Source organism: Rhodoferax sp. ZS1R25 (assembly GCF_056521335.1).
The window spans coordinates 382364-402203 of record NZ_JBWMAZ010000002.1; the positions used below are offsets into that span (position 1 = coordinate 382364).

General features: G+C 60.8%; 18 protein-coding genes. 6 read left to right on the forward strand and 12 right to left on the reverse strand.

The features are described 5' to 3' along the window. Nucleotides 1–33 precede the first annotated feature (33 nt). The 5 genes from AC097R_RS12650 to AC097R_RS12670 all read left to right on the forward strand — a co-directional run bounded on the left by AC097R_RS12650 (nucleotide 34) and on the right by AC097R_RS12670 (nucleotide 4912). On the forward strand, nucleotides 34–828 hold the full coding sequence (locus tag AC097R_RS12650; protein ID WP_479598507.1) for a glycosyltransferase family 2 protein: 795 nt from the start codon (nucleotides 34–36) through the stop codon (nucleotides 826–828). Then, on the forward strand, nucleotides 821–2554 hold the full coding sequence (gene msbA, locus AC097R_RS12655; RefSeq protein ID WP_479598508.1) for a lipid A export permease/ATP-binding protein MsbA: 1734 nt from the start codon (nucleotides 821–823) through the stop codon (nucleotides 2552–2554). Before AC097R_RS12650 ends, msbA begins: the two co-directional genes overlap by 8 nt. After that, a complete protein-coding gene (locus AC097R_RS12660; RefSeq protein ID WP_479598509.1) occupies nucleotides 2551–3267 on the forward strand; it encodes a polysaccharide deacetylase family protein in 717 nt (238 codons plus the stop codon). The genes msbA and AC097R_RS12660 overlap by 4 nt, the downstream gene beginning before the upstream one ends. Next, the gene (locus AC097R_RS12665) at nucleotides 3264–4151 is read left to right on the forward strand and encodes a DUF6492 family protein (RefSeq protein WP_479598510.1); all 888 of its coding nucleotides are present in this window, start codon (nucleotides 3264–3266) and stop codon (nucleotides 4149–4151) included. Before AC097R_RS12660 ends, AC097R_RS12665 begins: the two co-directional genes overlap by 4 nt. 188 nt (nucleotides 4152–4339) lie before the next feature. Then, nucleotides 4340–4912, forward strand: coding sequence for a hypothetical protein (locus tag AC097R_RS12670; protein WP_479598511.1), 573 nt, complete (start codon nucleotides 4340–4342; stop codon nucleotides 4910–4912). On the opposite strand, the gene AC097R_RS12675 is transcribed toward AC097R_RS12670, so the two are convergent. The 12 genes from AC097R_RS12675 to AC097R_RS12730 are packed head-to-tail and all read right to left on the reverse strand — an operon-like array spanning nucleotide 4889 to nucleotide 18175. After that, on the reverse strand, nucleotides 4889–6364 hold the full coding sequence (locus AC097R_RS12675; RefSeq protein WP_479598512.1) for an O-antigen ligase family protein: 1476 nt from the start codon (nucleotides 6362–6364) through the stop codon (nucleotides 4889–4891). The two genes, AC097R_RS12670 and AC097R_RS12675, sit on opposite strands and share 24 nt — an antisense overlap. Nucleotides 6365–6371: 7 nt before the next feature. Next, entirely contained in the window at nucleotides 6372–8273 is a 1902-nt protein-coding gene (locus AC097R_RS12680; protein ID WP_479598513.1) for an acyltransferase family protein, read from the reverse strand. Continuing rightward, the gene (locus AC097R_RS12685) at nucleotides 8270–10720 is read right to left on the reverse strand and encodes a glycosyltransferase family 4 protein (RefSeq protein ID WP_479598514.1); all 2451 of its coding nucleotides are present in this window, start codon (nucleotides 10718–10720) and stop codon (nucleotides 8270–8272) included. The genes AC097R_RS12680 and AC097R_RS12685 overlap by 4 nt, the downstream gene beginning before the upstream one ends. A 9-nt stretch (nucleotides 10721–10729) precedes the next feature. Further along, nucleotides 10730–12205 (reverse strand): ribonuclease G, encoded by a 1476-nt coding sequence (gene rng, locus AC097R_RS12690; RefSeq protein WP_479598515.1) that lies wholly within the window; start codon nucleotides 12203–12205, stop codon nucleotides 10730–10732. Then, entirely contained in the window at nucleotides 12187–12807 is a 621-nt protein-coding gene (locus tag AC097R_RS12695; RefSeq protein ID WP_479598516.1) for a Maf family protein, read from the reverse strand. The genes rng and AC097R_RS12695 overlap by 19 nt, the downstream gene beginning before the upstream one ends. Before the next feature lie 2 nt (nucleotides 12808–12809). Continuing rightward, a complete protein-coding gene (gene rlmH, locus AC097R_RS12700) occupies nucleotides 12810–13277 on the reverse strand; it encodes a 23S rRNA (pseudouridine(1915)-N(3))-methyltransferase RlmH (RefSeq protein ID WP_479598517.1) in 468 nt (155 codons plus the stop codon). 8 nt (nucleotides 13278–13285) lie between these two features. After that, nucleotides 13286–13972 carry a ribosome silencing factor gene (rsfS, locus tag AC097R_RS12705; RefSeq protein ID WP_479598518.1) on the reverse strand — a complete coding sequence of 229 codons (687 nt, stop codon included), beginning with the start codon at nucleotides 13970–13972 and terminating at the stop codon, nucleotides 13286–13288. Continuing rightward, nucleotides 13972–14586, reverse strand: a complete 615-nt coding sequence (gene nadD, locus AC097R_RS12710; RefSeq protein WP_479598519.1) for a nicotinate (nicotinamide) nucleotide adenylyltransferase — start codon at nucleotides 14584–14586, stop codon at nucleotides 13972–13974. The genes rsfS and nadD overlap by 1 nt, the downstream gene beginning before the upstream one ends. After that, nucleotides 14586–15509 carry an oxygen-dependent coproporphyrinogen oxidase gene (gene hemF, locus AC097R_RS12715; RefSeq protein WP_479598520.1) on the reverse strand — a complete coding sequence of 308 codons (924 nt, stop codon included), beginning with the start codon at nucleotides 15507–15509 and terminating at the stop codon, nucleotides 14586–14588. Before hemF ends, nadD begins: the two co-directional genes overlap by 1 nt. Before the next feature lie 5 nt (nucleotides 15510–15514). Beyond that, a complete protein-coding gene (locus AC097R_RS12720) occupies nucleotides 15515–16165 on the reverse strand; it encodes a 1-acyl-sn-glycerol-3-phosphate acyltransferase (RefSeq protein ID WP_479598521.1) in 651 nt (216 codons plus the stop codon). A 1-nt stretch (nucleotide 16166) separates the two neighbouring features. Next, nucleotides 16167–17459, reverse strand: coding sequence for a phosphoribosylamine--glycine ligase (gene purD / locus AC097R_RS12725; RefSeq protein WP_479598522.1), 1293 nt, complete (start codon nucleotides 17457–17459; stop codon nucleotides 16167–16169). Next, nucleotides 17456–18175, reverse strand: coding sequence for a YebC/PmpR family DNA-binding transcriptional regulator (locus AC097R_RS12730; protein ID WP_479598523.1), 720 nt, complete (start codon nucleotides 18173–18175; stop codon nucleotides 17456–17458). Before AC097R_RS12730 ends, purD begins: the two co-directional genes overlap by 4 nt. Before the next feature lie 58 nt (nucleotides 18176–18233). On the opposite strand from AC097R_RS12730, the gene AC097R_RS12735 reads away from it, so the two are divergent. After that, nucleotides 18234–19826 (forward strand): helicase HerA-like domain-containing protein, encoded by a 1593-nt coding sequence (locus AC097R_RS12735; RefSeq protein WP_479598524.1) that lies wholly within the window; start codon nucleotides 18234–18236, stop codon nucleotides 19824–19826. Nucleotides 19827–19840 lie beyond the last annotated feature (14 nt).

The window sequence follows — 19840 nt, forward strand, 5'->3', positions numbered from 1 at the left end:
AGTTCAACACTTAATTGGATGTTATCACCCCGCATGCCCCTGATTTCCGTTTACATCATTGCCTACAACGAGGCGGAAAAAGTGCGCGCGGCCATCGAAAGCGTACGCTGGGCCGATGAGGTCGTTGTGGTGGACTCCTGGAGCACGGATGGGACGGCCGAACTGGCAACACAATTGGGAGCCAAGGTGGTGCAGGTGGAGTTCAAAGGCTTTGGCGACTTACGCAACCAAGCAATTGCTGCCTGTACACACCCCTGGATCTTCAGCCTTGACGCAGATGAAAGGTGCACCCCTGAGGCGGCGCAGGAAATTCGCGCATTGACGCAAAGTGATGACGCTCTGGATGCGTATTGGACACCACGCAGAAATTTCTTCATGGGTCGCTGGATCAGGCATTCGGGTTGGTATCCCAATTACCGACAACCCCAGCTGTTCCGCAAGGGTGCCTTGGTCTATGACCAGAAGCCGGTGCACGAAGGATATGTATTGCATTCCGCCAAAGCCATAGGTCACATGCAGGCCGCAATTTGGCAATTCCCGTTCAAGAATATGGCTGAAGTTATGCACAAGGCCAATCGATACTCCTCACTGGGTGCGGAGAAGATCAAGCACAAGAAGATTTCTATATGGTCGGCCTTGCTCCATGCCAAGTGGGCTTTCTGGAAGCACTATCTTTTCAAATTTGGGTTCCTCGACGGCTGGGCCGGCTTTGTGATCGCGCTGGGGAATTTTGAGGGTACGTTCTACCGCTATGTGAAGGCGCTGGAGATACAAAAAGGCGATGCTTGGCGCTCGCCCACCAAACCCGTCTTGTCCAAGCATGACTAAAGCGGACCGCGCGCTGTACGTGCGACTGCTGGCCTTTCTGCGCCCCAACTGGAGGGCGTTCTCCATCGCAGTGCTCTGCATGGTGTTTACCGCGGCGACGGAGCCAGTGTTTCCGGCCATCATGAAGCATTTGCTCGATAGCGGATTTCGCACATCGGACGCGCGGATGGTGTGGCTTATCCCCGCGAGCATTGTGTTGTTGTTCTTGGCCCGTGGTGTTTTGTCTTTCGTGACCAACTACCTCATGACCTGGGTTTCTACGCGCCTGGTGGTCGATTTGCGCCGCACCATGTTCGACAAGTTGCTCAGTGCCCCTACACAAATCTTTCATACCCAGCCCGCCTCGCAATGGATTGCTCGCCTACTCTACGACGTGGACAACATCAACCAGGCCGCCACCAACGTGTTGGTGACGGCAGTTCGTGAGTCTCTGACCGCCGTCGCGCTGCTGTCCTATCTGGTCTACCTGGACTGGAAACTGACCTTGATTACGCTGACCGTGGGACCGGTAATCGCTGTTCTGATTCAGAGCTTTGGTCGGCGCATACGCAAGGCCAGCAAGGCCAGCCTGGAATCTCTGCGCGCCGTGGCCCACACTGTAGAAGAGACCACCGCGGCCAACAAGGTCATCAAGATCTATGGTGGCCAGGCGCAGCAGAAGGAGCGCTTCCATGCCGTCACTGAGCGCTTTCGTCGCAGCATGATGAAGGAGGCTGTACCCGCATCGGCCCTGACCCCTATCACGCACATGACGGCATCGATCGCCATTGCGTTCATCATTTACATGGCCTTGAGCCGGTCCATGGGGCAGGCCGGGGATACGGCCGGCGGCTTTGTCTCCTTCATCACCGCCATGCTATTGCTGATATCACCGATCAAGCAGCTGACAACGATCAGCCCCATTCTGCAGCGGGGCTTGGCCGCTTGCGAGAGCGTCTTTGGGGTGCTGGATGCACCGGTGGAAGCCGATACGGGCCAAGCCCGGTTGCCAGAGTGCAGGGGCGATATCCGCTTCGAAAACGTAACCTTCCGCTACCCCGGAAGCGACAAGCTGGCACTGGACAAGATCACCCTGCAGGTAAAACCCGGCCAGACCATCGCCCTGGTAGGCGCATCTGGCGGCGGGAAAAGCACGCTGGCGGCACTGATTCCTCGCTTTTACACACCAGACTCTGGTCGCATCACTGTGGACGGTGTCGACATCGCCACACTGGCGTTGACCAACCTTCGTGAGCACATCGCATTGGTTAGCCAAGACATCGTTCTGCTCAATGACAGCATTCGTGCCAATATTGCCTTCGGCCAATCGCGCGGCGCCGACGACACCAAAGTGCAAGAGGCAGCAGTTGCGGCCCATGCTTGGGAGTTTATTTCCCAAATGCCACGAGGCTTGGATTCGCTGACTGGCGAAAATGGAGCGACTCTCTCAGGCGGCCAACGCCAGCGTATCGCTATTGCACGTGCGCTGCTCAAGGACGCGCCCATCCTGATACTCGATGAAGCCACTTCTGCCCTGGACACCGAGTCGGAGCGCGTGGTGCAAGATGCCCTGGCCACCCTCATGCGCAACCGCACCACTTTGGTCATCGCCCACCGCCTCAGCACCATCGAGCGAGCAGACCTCATCGTGGTTCTGGACCAGGGACGTATCGTGGAGTCAGGCGACCACGCATCCCTAATCCAGCGCAACGGCTATTACGCAAATCTGCAGAGGTTGCAGGTGTGAAGATACCGATACTGATGTACCACCAGATCGACGAGCCGCCACCACGTGGAACTGCGTTGCGAGGACTCATCGTGGCGCCTTCTTCATTTGCCTGGCAAATGCGCATGCTGCGCCTGATGGGCTACAAAGGCCTGTCCATGCGCGATCTGGAGCCCTATCTGCATGGAGACAAGCACGGCAAGGTGGTGGGGATCACGTTTGACGATGGCTACCAGAACAACCTGGTCCACGCCCTGCCCGCCCTGAAAGCCAACGGCTTCACGGCTACTTGCTATGGGGTCAGCAGCATGGTGGGAGGCACCAATGCTTGGGATGCTGGGAAAGTAACTCAGAAACCGCTCATGACGCAGAAGGACTGGCTGGCCTGGCATGACGCTGGAATGGACGTGGGCTCGCATACGCAGACCCACGCCAACCTCAAAGAGCTGGCCGACGATGCGGCAGTTCAACAGATTGAGCAGTCCAAGAATGAACTCCAGCAAATCTTGGGGGCTGAGGTCAGGCACTTTTGCTACCCCTATGGCTGGTTCAAACCCGAGCACGAAGACATGGTACGCGCTGCAGGCTACGTTACGGCCACGAGCACACGCCGGGGCCGTGCGCAAGCGGGCGATAACCCTTATGCGCTCAACCGCATCATGGTGGCGCGGGCCACAAACCCCTTGCAGTTTTTCATGAAGGTGGCCACGGCGTATGAGGACAAGCGTGCATGAGCCCACTGGCGCTGTACTGCAAAAGCTATAGCATCGATTTGCGGCGCGTCGTCCGCCTGATGCAATCCATCGAGCGCTTCAACGAGACACGGATTCCCATCTTTGTGTCCGTACCCGAGGCCGAGCTGGCACTCTTTCGCGAACACCTGGGTACTACCTCCGCTCAACTGATTTCCGATGAGAGTATTCTCCGGGCCTCTCCGCGCATCGATACTGCACAGGTCGCACGCATGCATGGAGCGGTGGCCCAGCAGGTCGTGAAATCGGAGTTCTGGCGGCTCGGGCTGACTGACGCTTATGTCTGCCTGGACTCCGATGCGGTTTTCATACGCCCCTTCACTGCTGAGGATTTTCTGGCACCTGACGGCTACCCCTACACGGTGCTGGACGAGGCGCACGATCTGCTGGAGGGTGCCATGCAGCATCATCGCCCCCGCATTGTGGATGACTTTGTGCGCGAAGCAGCATTGATGCAGCAGACGTTTGGGCGCAGGGGCCGTCGCTATAGTTTTGGCCCTTTTCCTCTCGTGTGGCACCGCAAAGTCTGGGAATCGCTGGACAACAATTATCTGCAGCCACGCGCCATGAGCTTTGCCGATGCTATTGCCCAAACCCCGATTGAGTCGCGCTGGTACGGTGAGTCGTTGCTGGCCTACCAGGCCATTCCTCTACACCCCTGCCAGGCGCTTTTCAAGGTCTATCACTATGGTTGGCAGTTGGACCAGGAAACGCGCCGGGGCATCACCCAGAAACAACTGGCCACACTGTACTGCGGCGTGATCTACCAGTCTGCTTGGGAACGCGAGATGGATTGGCCCGCGGAAGGCGGCAACCTGCTCTCTCGCGTGGGCCGGAAAATACGACGCAAACTGGGCAGGATATGAGGCCCTCCGGTACTCGCAACATACCGATACTGCTGACCTCAAGCGTAGTGGCCCATGACAAAGGGGTCCGGCTGCAGGACCCCACGGAGCGGATGCGACTGGCGCTGGAGTCCATACAACAGTGGCGGGCGATCGCACCAGGTAACCCGCTCGTGCTTTGCGACGGGTCGGACTTTGATTTCCGACCTATGGTCGCCACGCTGCCCGGCGGCGGTCCCGTGGAGTGCATACATTTCCAGAACAATGTAGAGCTGGTCAAGCAGCATGGCAGAGGCTACGGTGAAGGTGAAATTGTACGCCATGCCATTGGGCGCTCCTTGCTGATCCAGTCCGCTGGCTGCTTTGCCAAGTGCACCTCCAAGCTCTGGGTGCAAAATTTCAGCGCCTGTATGCAGCTCTGGAATGGGCGACTGCTTATGAAGGGGGTGTTTGACCACGTGTTCTCGCCACACAAGGCGACAACGCTGGCATACATCGACACGCGGTTTTACGCGATGGATGTCCAGGAATATCGGAAGCACTTTCTGCACGCCCATGAGGCCATTCGTGCCGAAGAGGGCTATGGCCTGGAAGAAAGCTTCAGGGATATCTTTCTGACTAGTCAGCTACAGGGTTGCCTTATGAGCCCGCCCCCCGTCATTTGCGGCGTGGGTGGCGGAACCGGCGTGTATTACAAGAACCCGCTGATGCGCCAATTCAAAGAAAAGTGGCGCTACCAATTTGTCAAGCGCAACCCGCTATTCCGAGACTGGTTTGTTTGAGCGCAGCAGCAAGAACAGCGTGAGCAGGAAAAAAGCCTGCATCTCCAGATAGTGTTCCTGGTAGACGGCATCCACCATACCGCGCAACAGCCAGAAGACGGACAGGAGCAGAAGCGCCAAGCCCGCTGGCCATGTTTGCTCTTGCGTCAACTCACTCCAGCCTGCCTTTGCGAACTGCAACAGCACCCAAGCGTAGAGAATGGCCCCGGCCCAGCCTACGGCCAGTATCAAATTGATCCAGGCATTGTGCGCATGGGAAAAAATCATGACCGGCACATGGCCACAGAGCTGCTCCATGCGGTACTGGTAGGCATCACGCCCGCCATTCCAGCCCCAAGGATTGTGGATACTCAGCTCCGTACCCACCCGAGCCAGCAGGACACGGCCACCGTCCCCCATGAGCCCGGAGATTAGAGACTGGATGTAATCCGCATCCTTATCCGGATACTGCTGACGCACAAACTCAACGGTCGCAGGAGTTATTCCTTCGCACAATAAGTCTTTGGGAGCTTCGAGCTGGAAACCAATGGCTGCCTTGTCCCCCATGGAGTACCAGACCGGGTTGTGCGAGACCACCTGGTAAAAAAACACAAGGCACAGTACCCCGACACCCACCATCATGAAACGGACTCCCCGCCCCAACCGCAACGGTACGCGTTGCCCGCGCACAAACACCGCATAGATCACACAGGCCAGCGTCAGAATCAACAGCTCAAAGTACGCTGCAGCACGTGACTGCGCAATCACGACGCTCACGAAGCACAGCGCTACCAGGGCTCCCGCCTGGATTGCCCTACGGTGCTTACCTTGGTGCAAGGCCGCCAACATTACTGCCAAACCTATGCACATAGCCTGGGAAGCCGGATAGCCCAAATTGCCATGCATGGGCTCTATGCCCCTGAATCCCAGGGGAAAGGCTTGAAACGGGTTCTGTACCAGGGACACATCCAGCAGCACCTCCCACAACGACCGGCCAGCCGCCCGCAAGGACGGATCTTCATAAAACGAGGGTTGGAATACGCCAGCCCAGGCCAGCGCCGTAAGGCCCAGGTGAATAAACACTGGCACCGCGCTGACCAGCGCAAGCACCCAGAGCGTCAAGCGCTTTGTGCCGAGGATCAGAAAAGCTCCCCATGCGAGCAACCAGGTCAGCATGGACTCGCCCCACATGCCCTTGCCAATCATGTTGCTCCATGCTCCGGCCGAGTTCGGGGCAATTATGGGGAACAGCAGGAGATAGGCGCACCATAGCCAGACTGGCAACGGCACCGTGGCGGCCAGTGTGGCCATGCGCCCACGCTCCGCGCGCCACGCAAAGCCGAAGTAGCCCAGCAGCAGCAGCAAGCCCAAGTGCAAGACATTACGCAAGGCAATCGTGCCCGACACGGACAGTACACCGGCAAAAGCCAGGAGCAGCGCAAGATAAAGCCTCTGAAATCGGTTCAACGTCATGTGGTCCTTAATGATTGGCGGCGTTCAAACTCTCGCTCAGCCGCATGGAGCCGGCCTGGGACAAATGATTGTCATCTTTGAAAATGCTGTGCCCGTCCTGCAGGATGGGGCAATGCCCCTCACGACACAGCATGGTATTCGGGTCCACAACACGCACCTGCGGCCAATGCGCGAGCACACGCGCTGCACTCGCGCGCACTACTTCAGATTTGGCATCGTCAGCCGGTTTGTCTATGACACAGGAATACGGTGGCTTGCGTCCCAGTGGCAGCGCGCCCATGCACAGGCGCGGGTCAAAGCCCGGCTCCACCACTGGTAAAAAATAATACACCTGCTTGCCGGCAGATTGAAGCAATGCCAGTGTGGCATCGAGCTTGCGCTCAAAGTCCTGGCGCTCCTGCGAAGAAGACTGTTCTGTCAGATAGCGCCCTCGAAACACCAGCGCGACCGCACGCACTTTGGCATCGCCGGCGATGTCGCGCAACGTGGCTTCCATATGGCGCTCGCACTCCGATATCCCGGCGTTTGCCTTGGTTGCCATCACCGGAACACAGGCGCCTTTGCCGCGCACGGCCAGGTTCAGCCCTTGGGCATCGAAGGCCTTGGTCAGGCCCCAAAACGCATGCACCGCATGGCTGTCTCCCAGCACCACGGCACTGACCGGTTTGTCCGCATGGGCTAACAGGCAAACTTCCCGCTCGGGGAATTTGAAGGGCTTTTGACATTTCGCCTCAGTAATCAGCCCCTGCTTCTCAAAATCCAGGAAATCCTGGCCGGAAGCCTGATCGAGCTGAATGAGGTTCTTGTGGCGTATGCGCTCCAGACCATGGCGGTCATATATGTTCTTGCCCAGCAAACCGAGAATGACCATGGCCACCACCAACAGACTGATCACCCGACGGCGCGGCAATCTGCGCAGAGGCAGTTCCCAGAGTCGGTACGTCAGTGCCGCCAGTAGCAGACTCGCCAGCACAAGCCCCAGGCGTAGGCCTGCAGATGCCCGACCACTTTCGATGATGTAGGCAAAGCTCAACAAAGGCCAGTGCCATAGATACCAGGGGTAGCTCACCTTGCCCAGGGCCACCATCCACGGATGGCCCAATAGACCTCCGGTCCAATCCGACTTGGCTGGTACCCCAATCAGCACCATCGCAGCCAGCACGGGCAGCAGCGCAACCACACCAGGAAACGGCACTTTGGCATTCAGTAACACCGTGGCGCCCAACAGGACGGCAACCGCCATGCCCCGCACCACGGTCCGCGCGGACTGCAAACGCTGGGGTTGCAGAGCGAGCCACGCCCCCGCAAGCAGTTCCCAGGCGCGGCTCGCAGGCGAATAAAAGGCCTGCGTTTGATCGCTCCAGACCCACCAGATCGAGAGCAATAGAGAGACAACGGCCAGTGCGGCAACGCTGCGCGCGGCACTGCGCCGGCTACGCAAAATCAGCCACAGCAACAAGGGCCAGGCGATATAGAACTGTTCCTCGATCGCCAGCGACCACAAATGCAGCAGCGGCTTGGCCTCGGACGCCTTGTCAAAGTACCCCGCCTCCCACCACAAACCAATATTCGAGAGAAAGGCCGCCCCCAAGCCCAGATGCTTACCCAGCTGCATGTACTCCTGGGCCAGCAGGGTATGCCAGCCCACGACCAAGCATGCGAACAGCACCAGAACCAGCGCAGGAAAGATGCGCAGAATGCGCCGCGCATAAAAAGACACGAGGCTCCAGCGGCCAGCCTGTATCTCTTGCTGGAGGATGCTGGTGATCAGAAAGCCCGAAATCACAAAGAAGACATCGACCCCGATAAACCCGCCGGGAAATACCTCCGGGAAGGCATGGAAGGCCACCACGGTCAAAATGGCAACGGCCCGCAGGCCATCGATATCGGAGCGGTATGCAATGCTCACGCGATTGCCCTCGCCGCCAGTCCGCCCAACAGCCGGCTGACCGCAGCTTGCGTGGTATAGGGACTGGGCAGCCCGTTGTCCGCCAGACCGGCACTTACCCAGCGCCCAATCAACTGCGTGGTAGCCAGAGTCAAGGCCTCTTGGGCACCAGCAGTCAGGGTCTCGACTGCACTATGCCCCTGCCCCCACAACAACCCTGCCATTTGCGCATTGCCATGCACCGTGGCCAAGATCGGGCGCTGCATCCACAGGTATTCGTACAGCTTGGACGGGATGTACTCAGCGCAAATGGGCTCGGTCCCATGCAGCAGCAGCAGCACATCGGCGTTGCGCATACGTCGCAGAATTTGTTCACGCCCAGACAAGCCAGACACGGGATCGGCCTCGATGCGGCCCAGGTGGCGGACCAGATCACGCACGGGAGATTGGGCGATAGCGGCTTGGGACACGGCGTCCAACGGCCCACCGGTGAGCTGCAGTTCCAGCACGGAGCGCAGCTCAGGTCGTTGGGACACCAAAGCCTCCAGTGCAGAAATGATGGGCCAGAGGTTGCGCGTGGCCGACAAAGAACCGAAGTGCCCTATGACCATCTTGGGCCCCGGCACATAGGGCGGCAATACCTTGAATGGCGCGTCAATGCCTGGAAGCAGCATCTTGCCGCGCTCGCCCAGTTGCGGATGGCGACGTTTGGCGCTGGCCAGGGCTTGCTCGGTAAACCAGATGGCCACGTCTGCATTGGTGCAAATCTGACGCTCCACTTCGGCCTGCATGCGCTCCTGCGCGGTACTTGGCGCGCTGCCCGGCATCACAAGGGGGTCATGCACCTCGGCCAGCCATCGCACCCCCATTGCCTGTTTCAATGCGCAGCCTGCCAAATGGGCGGCAAAGGCACCGCCGGTGGAATAGATGAGATCGAACTTGCGATGCCGGGCCAGCGCGCGCCCTTTGAGGTAGGCGCTGAGCCACCAGGACCAGGAACTCTCCATGGGCCGCAGCAGCTTCTCAATCAACATGAACGGCAAGAGCGGGATCGACAGCAGCACCATACCCGTGCGATAGATCCAGGCAGAGCTCAGATGTTTGCGCAGCACGTGCCGCAGCTCAAAGCGAATACCCGCGGGCCCCGCAGGCCACAGCTGGTAGTGTTCGTAGTGTGTGTCCTTGCGGCCTGATACGCCACTCAGCACCACCAACTCAATGCCAGCAGCCTCCAGATGGGGCAGCTTGTCCGTGATAGTCTGACTGGCGGCGCGGCCGTCCATATTGAAGGCGTGCGATAGGACCAGCCAGCGTTGCTTGAATTTCTTGGCAATACCCTGGTACAAGGCTTCGTAGCCGGACGCTGCCTTTTGCCACGAATGCGAACCTGCAAACGCCACTGCATCAACGGACAGCTTTGCCGCAAAAGGCGTATCCACCAGAACCCGTCGTATCTTGACTACAAGCTCTTTGGCATCTGTCGGGTCCTGCAGCAGCAATGCGTCGTGTTCGTTCGACAAATCCCGCGCAATGCCGGCGTAGGGTGTTGGGCTCACTATGACGGGAAGTCCGTGCGCCATAGCCTCCAATACCACCATGCCGTAAGCGTCTTCCAGTGTCGGGTGCACCAACATATCGACGGCACGGTAAGCTTGCTCCATATCCGACAAGCTGCCCAGAAAATGCACGCGCGGGGCCACGCCCAAGCGCTCTGCCATGCGTTGCATCTCGGGTTGGCTTTCGGCCTTGCCGACCACGGCCAAGTGGGTGTCTGAATTCAGTTGCGCCAGCGCCTCCAACAAGGTGGGTAAGCCTTTCTTGACGAAATCGTTGCCTACAAACAGCAGCAATGGCGCAGTGTCCGGCAAATCCAGCGCTTGGCGTGCAGCGGCTTGGGCTTCCGCAGATGCTCGCCCCGGCACCGCCTGCACGCCCGGCGTCACCACGTCCAGCATGGGCGCCGCAGCAGGAAACGACTTTTGCACCACCGCCCGAAGCGACGCTGAGGCACACACCACCCGCTTCTTGTACGCAAACGCGTAGCGCCGCCGCTCCAACCATAGGTAAGCCAGCAAGCGTGGACTCGTGAGCACCTTGAGCCAGCGCAACGCAAGTGCCACACCCTGCTTGCCTTCGAACAGTGTGTGCTTGACCGGCAGAACATGCACGGTCTGCACATTGCCATGCCAGGTGTTCTCATGCGAATGCACGATGTCAAAGCCTTGCCGCGTGGCAAGCCAGGTTCTCCAGGCGAAGTACAGTTGATTGATCCAGCGTGGCCGCTCCAGCGGCATGGAAATGCGGTGGTAGGTCACGCCGGGAAAGTCATGCGCAATCGTCTGCGCAAACACATGCACCTCGTGACGCGCCGCCAACTCTTCCACCACGGCGATGGAATAGCGCTCGGCCCCACCACCGGTGGTGGCAAAGTTCCGGCTCAGTACGGCGATCCGCAAGCGTTCAGTCACACGCCACCATCACAAAAGCACGATGTCGTACTGTTCCTGCGCCATGGCGGCTTCGCTTTGCAGCGACACCGGCTTGCCGATGAACTCGGACAGGCCAGCCAGATGCTGGCTTTCCTCGTCTAGAAACAATTCGATAACTTTGGGAGATGCCACCACGCGAAACTCGCGTGGGTTGAACTGGCGCGCCTCCCGCAGGATTTCTCGGAAGATGTCGTAGGCCACGCTGCGCGGAGTTTTGACAATGCCCTTGCCTTCGCAGGTGGGGCATGGCTCGCACAGCATGTGCGCCAGCGACTCGCGAGTGCGTTTGCGCGTCATCTCCACCAAGCCCAGCTGCGAGAAGCCACCGGCCATGGTCTTCACACGGTCGCGCGCCAGCTGCTTGCGGAACTCGCCCAGCACCGCCTCACGGTGGTCTTCACGCGCCATGTCGATGAAGTCCACGATGATGATGCCACCCAGGTTGCGCAGGCGTAGCTGCCGCGCAATCGCCTGCGCGGCCTCCAGGTTGGTCTTGAAGATGGTGTCGTCGAAATTGCGCGCACCGACAAAGCCACCGGTATTCACGTCCACGGTGGTCAGCGCCTCGGTCTGGTCCACGATCAGATAGCCGCCCGATTTCAGCTCCACACGGCGCGCCAGCGCCTTGGCCACTTCCTCGTCGATGGAGTACAGGTCAAAAATCGGGCGCTCGCCTTTGTAATGCTGCAGCTTTTCGGCCGCAGCGGGCATGAACTCCGAGCCAAAGGCCTTGAGCGCATCAAACTGCTCGCGCGAGTCGACGCGGATGGTCTGCGTGCCCTCGCCCACTAAATCGCGCAGCACGCGCTGCAGCAGGCTCAGGTCCTGGTGCAGCAGACTTTGTGCAGGCAGGCGCACTGAAGCGTCCTTGATGCGCGCCCAGGCCTTGCGCAGGTAGGCAATGTCATCGCCCAGCTCGGTGTCCGATGCATCTTCGCCATTGGTGCGCAGGATGAAGCCACCGCCCTCTTTACCCGCCAGCTTCTGCATGCGGTTGCGCAACTCGTCGCGTTGCGCGGTCGGGATTTTTTGCGACACACCAATGTGGTCGTCCTGCGGCAAAAACACCAGCAGGCGCCCGGCAATGCTGATCTGTGTGGACAGGCGCGCACCCTTGGTGCCAATCGGGTCCTTGATGACCTGCACCATGAGGGACTGGCCCTCGAACACCTGCTTCTCGATGGGTATCTGCGGCTGCGAGGCGCGCGACGCGCTCAGCGACTCGCCCTCGGCCGGTGGATGCCACACATCGGCCACGTGCAGAAAGGCTGCGCGCTCCAGGCCAATATCGATGAAGGCCGACTGCATGCCCGGTAGCACACGGGCCACCTTGCCCAGGTACACATTGCCCACCAGCCCACGCTCCAGCGTGCGCTCCACGTGCAGTTCCTGCACCGCACCGTGCTCGACAATGGCCACTCGCGTCTCTTGCGGCGACCAGTTGATCAGGATGTCTTGTTGCATGCAAAGCCCACTTCGCGCAGGGCCTGCGCAGTTTCAAACAAAGGGAGGCCCATGATGCCAGAGTACGACCCCTCGATGCGCGCAATGAACGCTGCCGCCCTGCCCTGCACGCCATAGGCGCCGGCCTTGCCCATAGGCTCGCCGCTGGCTACGTAATCGGCGATCTCGGCAACGCTCATCTCGGCAAAAGTCACGCGCGATTCGCAGCAGGCTCGGGCGGTCTTGTCTCCCCAGCTAATGGCAATGGCGGTGAACACACGGTGCGTCTGGCCCGACAAGGCGCGCAGCATGCGTCGGGCGTCGTCAGCGTGTTCGGGTTTGCCCAGAATGGTGTCACCCATCGCCACCGTGGTGTCGGCGCACAATATGGGACGATTTTGGCCTCCAGCCCTCGCCAAACGTGCGTTAGCCGCTATCAATTTGAGAGCGGTCACCCGCTGCACGTACAAGTCAGGCGCCTCGCCAGCCAGCACTACTTCGAGGCTCTCTGCATCTTCATCAGGTGTGGGCAGCAGCAATTCATGGGCGACGCCGATCTGGGCGAGCAGCTCACGGCGGCGTGGGCTTTGCGAAGCCAAGTAGATGAAATCAGGGCTTGGCATGCTCACTCGCGGTGGTAAGGGTGGTTGGCATTAACAGACCAGGCGCGGTACAGCTGTTCAATCAGCAGCACCCGCACCATGGCGTGTGGCAGGGTCAGGTCGGAGAGGCGTACGCGCTCATGGGCGGCCTGGCGGAATTCCGGGTCCAGCCCGTCCGGGCCGCCGATCACCAGCGCCACATCGCCACCGCCCAACTGCCATTCCTTGAGCCGCTCCGCCAGCGCCGTGGTGCGCAAGCTGGTGCCACGCTCGTCCAGCGCAACAATGCGCGCGCCTTTGGGGATGGCCTCTTCAATGCGCTTGCGCTCCGCAGCGTAGAGCTGCTCAACTGTCTTGGAGCCCCGCGGCTCGGTTTTCACCGCCTTGAGCTCGACCTTGAGCTCGTGCGGGAAGCGCTTGGCGTAGTCGTCCCACGCGGTTTGCGCCCAATCGGGCACCCGCTGCCCGACAGCGATGATGACCAGCCTCACCGCAGGCCTTAGGCTTTACGGGAGGGGGCTTTCTTGGCGGGCGCTTTTTTGGCCGCAACCGGCTTGGCCGCAGTCTTTTTGACCTCAGGCTTCACCACCACGGTCTTCACCGGGGCTTTGGCGGTGACGGTTTTCCTGGCGGGTGCTTTTTTGGCCGGCGCTTTGGAGGCTGCGGACTTGGCAGCGGCCTTCTTCAGGGCGGCTTTGGACGGGAAGGCTTCTTCCACGCCCTTTTTGGCCGCACTGGAACGGCGCATGCTGGGCTCCGCGCCCTTGGCGGCGGTCTTGGTGGCCACCGGTTTGGCGACTTCGGGCGCAGCCGGCTTGGCCGAGCCCAGCTTCAGGCGCACAGGCTTTTCGCCCCACAGCTCTTCCAGGTGGTAGTACTGGCGGAAGTTGGGTTGGAAGATGTGTACCACGGCCTGCGCGCAGTCCACGATGATCCATTCGCCGTTGGCTTCGCCTTCAATGCGGGGCTTGGGGAAACCGGCTTCACGCACAGCATCGCGCACGCTGGCGGCAAGCGCCTTGGTCTGGCGGTTGCTGGTGCCCGAGGCGATGATCACGCGCTCAAACAAGGAGGAAAGGTGCTCGGTGTCGAACACCACAATGTCTTGGGCCTTGACGTCTTCCAAGCCGTCCACGATGGCGCGCTGGAGTTTTTGGGTGTTTTTGGCAACGGTGGAAGTAGTCATCAGGTCGATTGGTAAAGGTGGTATTGGTCAATATAACGCGCAACGGTTTCAAAAACCAGAGGGACCAGGCTTTGGTCCGTGGTGGCGCGGTGTCGGATGTCGGTGGCGCTGGTGGCCACGGGGGGCATGTTCAGGACCGTCAGGCCGGGCACTTGTGCTTTTAAGGCATCAAATTGGCCCTTGGCCCCCGTTGAATCTGCGCGAGCAGCTACACAAATTATAGCAAGTGCGGGCAGCCGCTCCCAACGGTTCCAGTCTGGCAGCGCGCGCGCCTGGTCTTCGCCAATCAGCAGGTAGAGCTGCGCGCCCGGATTCTCCTGCTGCAGCTCCAGCAAGGTGTCTACGGTGTAGGTGGGGCCGGGACGCGCCAGCTCCCGCCCGTCCACCACCACCTGCGGCAGGTCCGCAAAGGCCAGCCGGGCCATGGCCATACGGTGGGTCGCGTCGCTGAGCGTGCGGCTTTTGTGCCAGGCATGGCCCGTGGGGATGATGTGCAGCGCATCCAACTCCAATTGGGCAATGGCCGTGGCTGCCAGTGCGTGGTGCCCCAGGTGCGGCGGGTCAAACGCCCCGCCAAACACGCCAATGCGCCTGGACTGCGCGGTTGCAGGCATCACACCCAATCCTTCGCGATCAGAAAGCGCTCGGTCAACGCTGCCTCTGGCGAGCCCGCAGCCGGCACCTGCTGATAGGCCCAGCTCACCAGCGGGGGCATGGACAGCAATATCGACTCCGTACGTCCGCCTGACTGCAGGCCAAAGTGTGTGCCGCGGTCCCACACCAGGTTGAACTCTACATAGCGGCCACGGCGATACAGCTGAAACTCACGCTCGCACTCGGTGTACGGTGTGTCTTTGCGTCGCAGAACGATGGGCAAGTAGGCGGCCAAGAACGCATCGCCCACCGCCTGCAACATGGCAAAGCTGCGGTCCTGTCCCAATTCCGAGAAGTCATCGAAGAACACACCGCCCACACCACGTGGCTCGTTGCGGTGCTTCAAAAAGAAATACTCGTCGCACCACGTCTTGAAGCGCCGGTACTTGTCCTCACCAAAAGGCGCCAGCGCGTCCTTGCAGGTCTGGTGAAAGTGTACGGCGTCGTCCTCAAAGCCGTAGTACGGCGTCAGGTCCATACCCCCACCAAACCAGCACACCTCTTGCCCCTGCGGGTTCTTGGCGGCCAGCATGCGCACATTCATATGCACCGTGGGCACATAGGGGTTGCGCGGGTGGAAGACCAGGGACACGCCCATGGCCTCGAACGGCGCGCCCGCGAGTTCTGGGCGATGCTGGGTGGCACTGGGCGGCAACTTGGGGCCGCGCACATGCGAGAAACCACAGCCCGCACGCTCAAACACCGCGCCGCCTTCCAGAATCTGCGTAACGCCATTGCCCTGCAAGGGCTCATGGGGCGCCTTTTCCCAGGCATCTGACAGAAAGCTGCCGCCATCCATCTCGGCAATGGCGGTGGTGATACGGCGTTGCAAGCCCATCAGGTATTGGCGCACATGGGCGGGGGTTGCTTGCGGGTCGGCCATGGTGTTCAAGAATTCTGTGGGCCAGCGTCTTGTGCCGCTGGCGGGGGTTGTACAGGTTGAATGGGCGATGCCCAGGCTGGGTTCTTGCCCCACACATCGGCCAGCACCGCTGCAATACGGGCAAAGTCGGTTTTGGCATCGCCACTCAGCGTCAAAAATGTAGTCGCATCGACCACGCGACGCTTGTAATCCAGACTAACCAAGCCGAGAGGAACTTGCGCACCCAGGGCCACCTGGTAAAAGCCGCTGCGCCAGCCCGGTGTCCACCGGCGTGTGCCCTCGGGCGACAGGCCCAACCAATACAGGCGCTGCTCGGCATGCGCCTGGGCAAGCCCTTGCACCACCTGTCCCACCACGCCCTGCGGCGCGTCGCGCTGCACGGGCACGCCACCCACCCAGCGCAGCCAGGCGCCGAACACGGGGATTTTGAACAGGCTGTCTTTGCCCCAGAAATGCACAGGCAGGCCCAGCGCCCACTTGGCGCACATAGCCACCACAAAGTCCCAGTTGCTGGTGTGCGGGTACACCACCAACACGCCCTGCAGAGCGGGCAAGCCGTCAAAGCGCACCGTCCAGCCCATCAGTGCCAGCAGGCGGCGCGCTACCGCACTGCCCTGCAGCTGCACTGCATGGGGCGTTGTCCAGACCTGCTGCACGTCAGCCCTTGATGGCCCGGTAACCGATGTCCGTGCGGTACTGCATGCCATCAAATGCAATTTCGCTGATGACCTGGTAGGCCCGCTGCTGCGCCTGCTTCACGCTGTCGGCCAGTGCCGTCACGCACAGAACGCGCCCGCCAGAGGTTTGCAGCACGCCGTCCTTGATCGTGGTACCTGCATGGAACACGGCGGCGTCTTCGCTGTCTTTGGGGATACCGGTGATGGCATCGCCCTTACGGGGGCTCAAGGGGTAGCCGTGTGCCGCCAGCACCACGCCCAGCGCGGTGCGGCGGTCCCACTGCAGCTCCACCTCGTCCAGCTTGCCGTGCGGGCCGGGCTCAGTGGCAGCCATCAGCACGTCCACCAAATCGGTTTTGAGGCGCATCATGATCGGTTGCGTCTCAGGGTCCCCCATACGGCAGTTGAACTCCAGCGTCTTGGGCTGGCCGTTCTTGTCGATCATCAGGCCGGCGTAGAGGAAGCCGCTGAACGGGATGCCGTCGGCTTCCATACCCTTGACGGTTGGCAAGATGATCTCGCGCATGGCCTTGGCGTGGATGTCGGGCGTGACCACAGGCGCGGGCGAATAGGCGCCCATGCCGCCGGTGTTGGGGCCCTGGTCGCCATCCTGCAGGCGCTTGTGGTCCTGGCTGGTGGCCAGGGGCAGCACGTTTTTACCGTCCACCATCACGATGAAGCTGGCCTCTTCGCCTTCCAGAAACTCTTCGATGACGACGCGCGCGCCACCGTCGTTGTGCGCCACGCCCAGCGTGTTGTCCACCAGCATGAAGTCAATCGCTTCGTGCGCCTCGGCCACCGTCATGGCCACCACCACGCCCTTGCCTGCCGCCAGGCCATCAGCCTTGACCACCGTGGGCGCGCCCATCTTGTCCACATAGGCATGGGCCGCTACGGGGTCAGAAAACGTGGCGTATTCGGCCGTGGGAATGTTGTGGCGACGCATGAAGGCCTTGCTGAAGGCCTTTGAGCTCTCCAACTGGGCTGCGGCCTTGGTGGGGCCGAAGATGCGCAGGCCGTGGGCGCGGAACTCGTCCACCACACCGGCCGCCAGCGGCACTTCGGGGCCGACCACGGTCAGCGTGATCTTGTTCTCCTGCGCCCATTCGCGCAGAGCCACCACGTCGGTGATGGCAATGTTCTGCAGGTGCGGATCGGTAGCCGTGCCACCGTTGCCAGGGGCCACGTAGACCATCTGGATTTTGGGAGACTGGGCCAGTTTCCAGGCCAGGGCGTGTTCGCGACCACCGCCGCCAATAACGAGAATATTCATAGTGCAGCGTTGTGGTAAATCTCTTGGGTGTCGTCCAGGTCTTCCAGAACGTCCAGCAGTTTTTGCATGCGCTCGGCGTCTTCGCCGGTTAGCTCAATGGTGTTGTCGGCGCGCATGGTCACGCCGGCTACTTCGGCCGTCAGGCCTGCGGCTTCCAGCGCAGCCTTGACGGATTCAAAGTCGGGATAAGCGGTCAGCACCTCAATCGCACCGTCGTCTCCCGTGATCACATCTTCGGCGCCCGCTTCCAGCGCCACTTCCATCAGCCGGTCTTCACTGGTACCGGGCGCGAAGATCAACTGGCCGCAGTGCTTGAACTGAAAGGCCACCGAACCTTCGGTGCCCATATTGCCGCCATGTTTGGCAAATGCGTGGCGGACCACGGCCACGGTACGCACCTTGTTGTCGGTCATCGTGTCCACGATGATGGCCGCGCCGCCGATGCCATAGCCTTCGTAGCGGATTTCTTCGTAGGTAATGCCTTCCAGCGTTCCTGTGGCCTTGGCAATGCCGTACTTGACGTTTTCGGCCGGCATATTGGCCGCCTTGCCCTTCTCAATCGCCAAACGCAATCGTGGGTTGGCACTCAGGTCGCCACCGCCCAAGCGGGCCGCCACCATGATCTCGCGCATGACCCGTGTCCAGATGCGCTGCCGTTTCTCGTCCTGGCGGCCCTTGCGGTGCTGAATATTGGCCCATTTGCTATGTCCTGCCACTTGATGCCCTCTAAAAATTCGTTACGCTACTCCCTCGATTGTACTTTTTGAGACTTTCATGGCTTCCATCCAAGACGAGGGCATCCTGATTGCCCAACACGGCACCGGCAACTCCACCGTCCGCTGCTTTTTGCGGCCCGACAAGGCCAACCGCCATGGACTCATCACCGGCGCCACCGGCACCGGCAAAACCATCACTCTTCAGACCTTGGCCGAGGGTTTTTCCAGCATCGGTGTGCCGGTCTTCATGGCCGATGTGAAGGGCGACCTGACCGGCATCTCCCAAAAAGGTGCATTGGGCGAGAAGCTGGGCAAGATCTTGAAGGAACGCGGCATTGACGAGCCCGCGTTTTCCGCCTTCCCCACCACGCTGTGGGACGTGTTTGGCCAGCAAGGCCACCCGGTGCGCGCCACCGTAAGCGACCTGGGCCCGCTGCTGCTGGCCCGCATGCTCAACCTGAACGAGACCCAGGCTGGCGTGCTGCAACTGGTGTTCAAGATTGCCGACGACGACGGCCTGCTGCTGCTGGACATGAAAGACCTGCGCGCCATGTGCCAGGACGTGGGCGAGAACGCCAGCCACTACACCACCGAGTACGGCAACATCAGCGCCGCCAGCATAGGCGCCATCCAGCGCGGATTGATGCAGATTGAGGAACAAGGCGGCGACCAATTCTTTGGCGAGCCCATGCTCAACATCGCCGACTTCATGCAGACCGATGGCAGTGGCAAAGGCGTGGTCAACATCCTGGCGGCCGACAAACTCATGCAGTCGCCGCGCCTCTACGCCACCTTTTTGCTGTGGATGCTGAGTGAGCTGTTTGAGGCCCTGCCCGAGGTGGGCGACCTGGACAAACCCAAGCTGGTCTTCTTCTTTGACGAGGCCCACTTGCTGTTTGCCGACGCACCCAAGGTACTGATCGAACGCATTGAGCTGGTGGTGCGCCTGGTGCGCTCCAAAGGTGTGGGCGTGTTCTTTGTCACGCAAAACCCGCTGGACATCCCCGACAGCGTGCTGGCCCAGTTGGGCAACCGCGTGCAGCACGCGCTGCGCGCCTTCACCCCGCGGGACCAGAAGGCCGTCAAAAGCGCCGCCGACACCATGCGCGCCAACCCCGGCCTGGACGTGGCCACCGCCATCACCGAGCTGGGGGTAGGCGAAGCGCTGGTGAGCCTGATGGACGAAAAGGGCCGCCCTTGCCTGACGGAACGTGTGTTTGTGCTGCCGCCAGCCAGTCAGATCGGGCCCATCAAGCCGGAACAACGCAAAACGCTGCTGGCCGAATCCATAGTCGCCGGTGTGTATGAGAAAGCCGTGGACCGCGAATCGGCGTTCGAGAAGCTCAAGGGCCGTACGCAGGCCAATATGGGCCACGCGCAACCGGTAGAAGACGACTTTCCGGCTGCAGACACTGCCGCGCCGCGCGCATCCCGGCGGGGATCTGCCCCCACGCCAACCGCGACACCTGCGCCCAGCGGAGGTGGCATTCTGGATAGCATTGGCGACATGCTGGGCGGCGGCGCCCGCCGTTCGCGCGCCAGCGTGGGCGAGCAAATGATCAAAAGTGCCGCCAGCTCCATTGGCCGCGAAGTGGGCCGCCAGATCATCCGCGGCGTGCTGGGCAGCATTCTGGGTGGTTCGCGCCGCTAAACCACGGCGCCAAA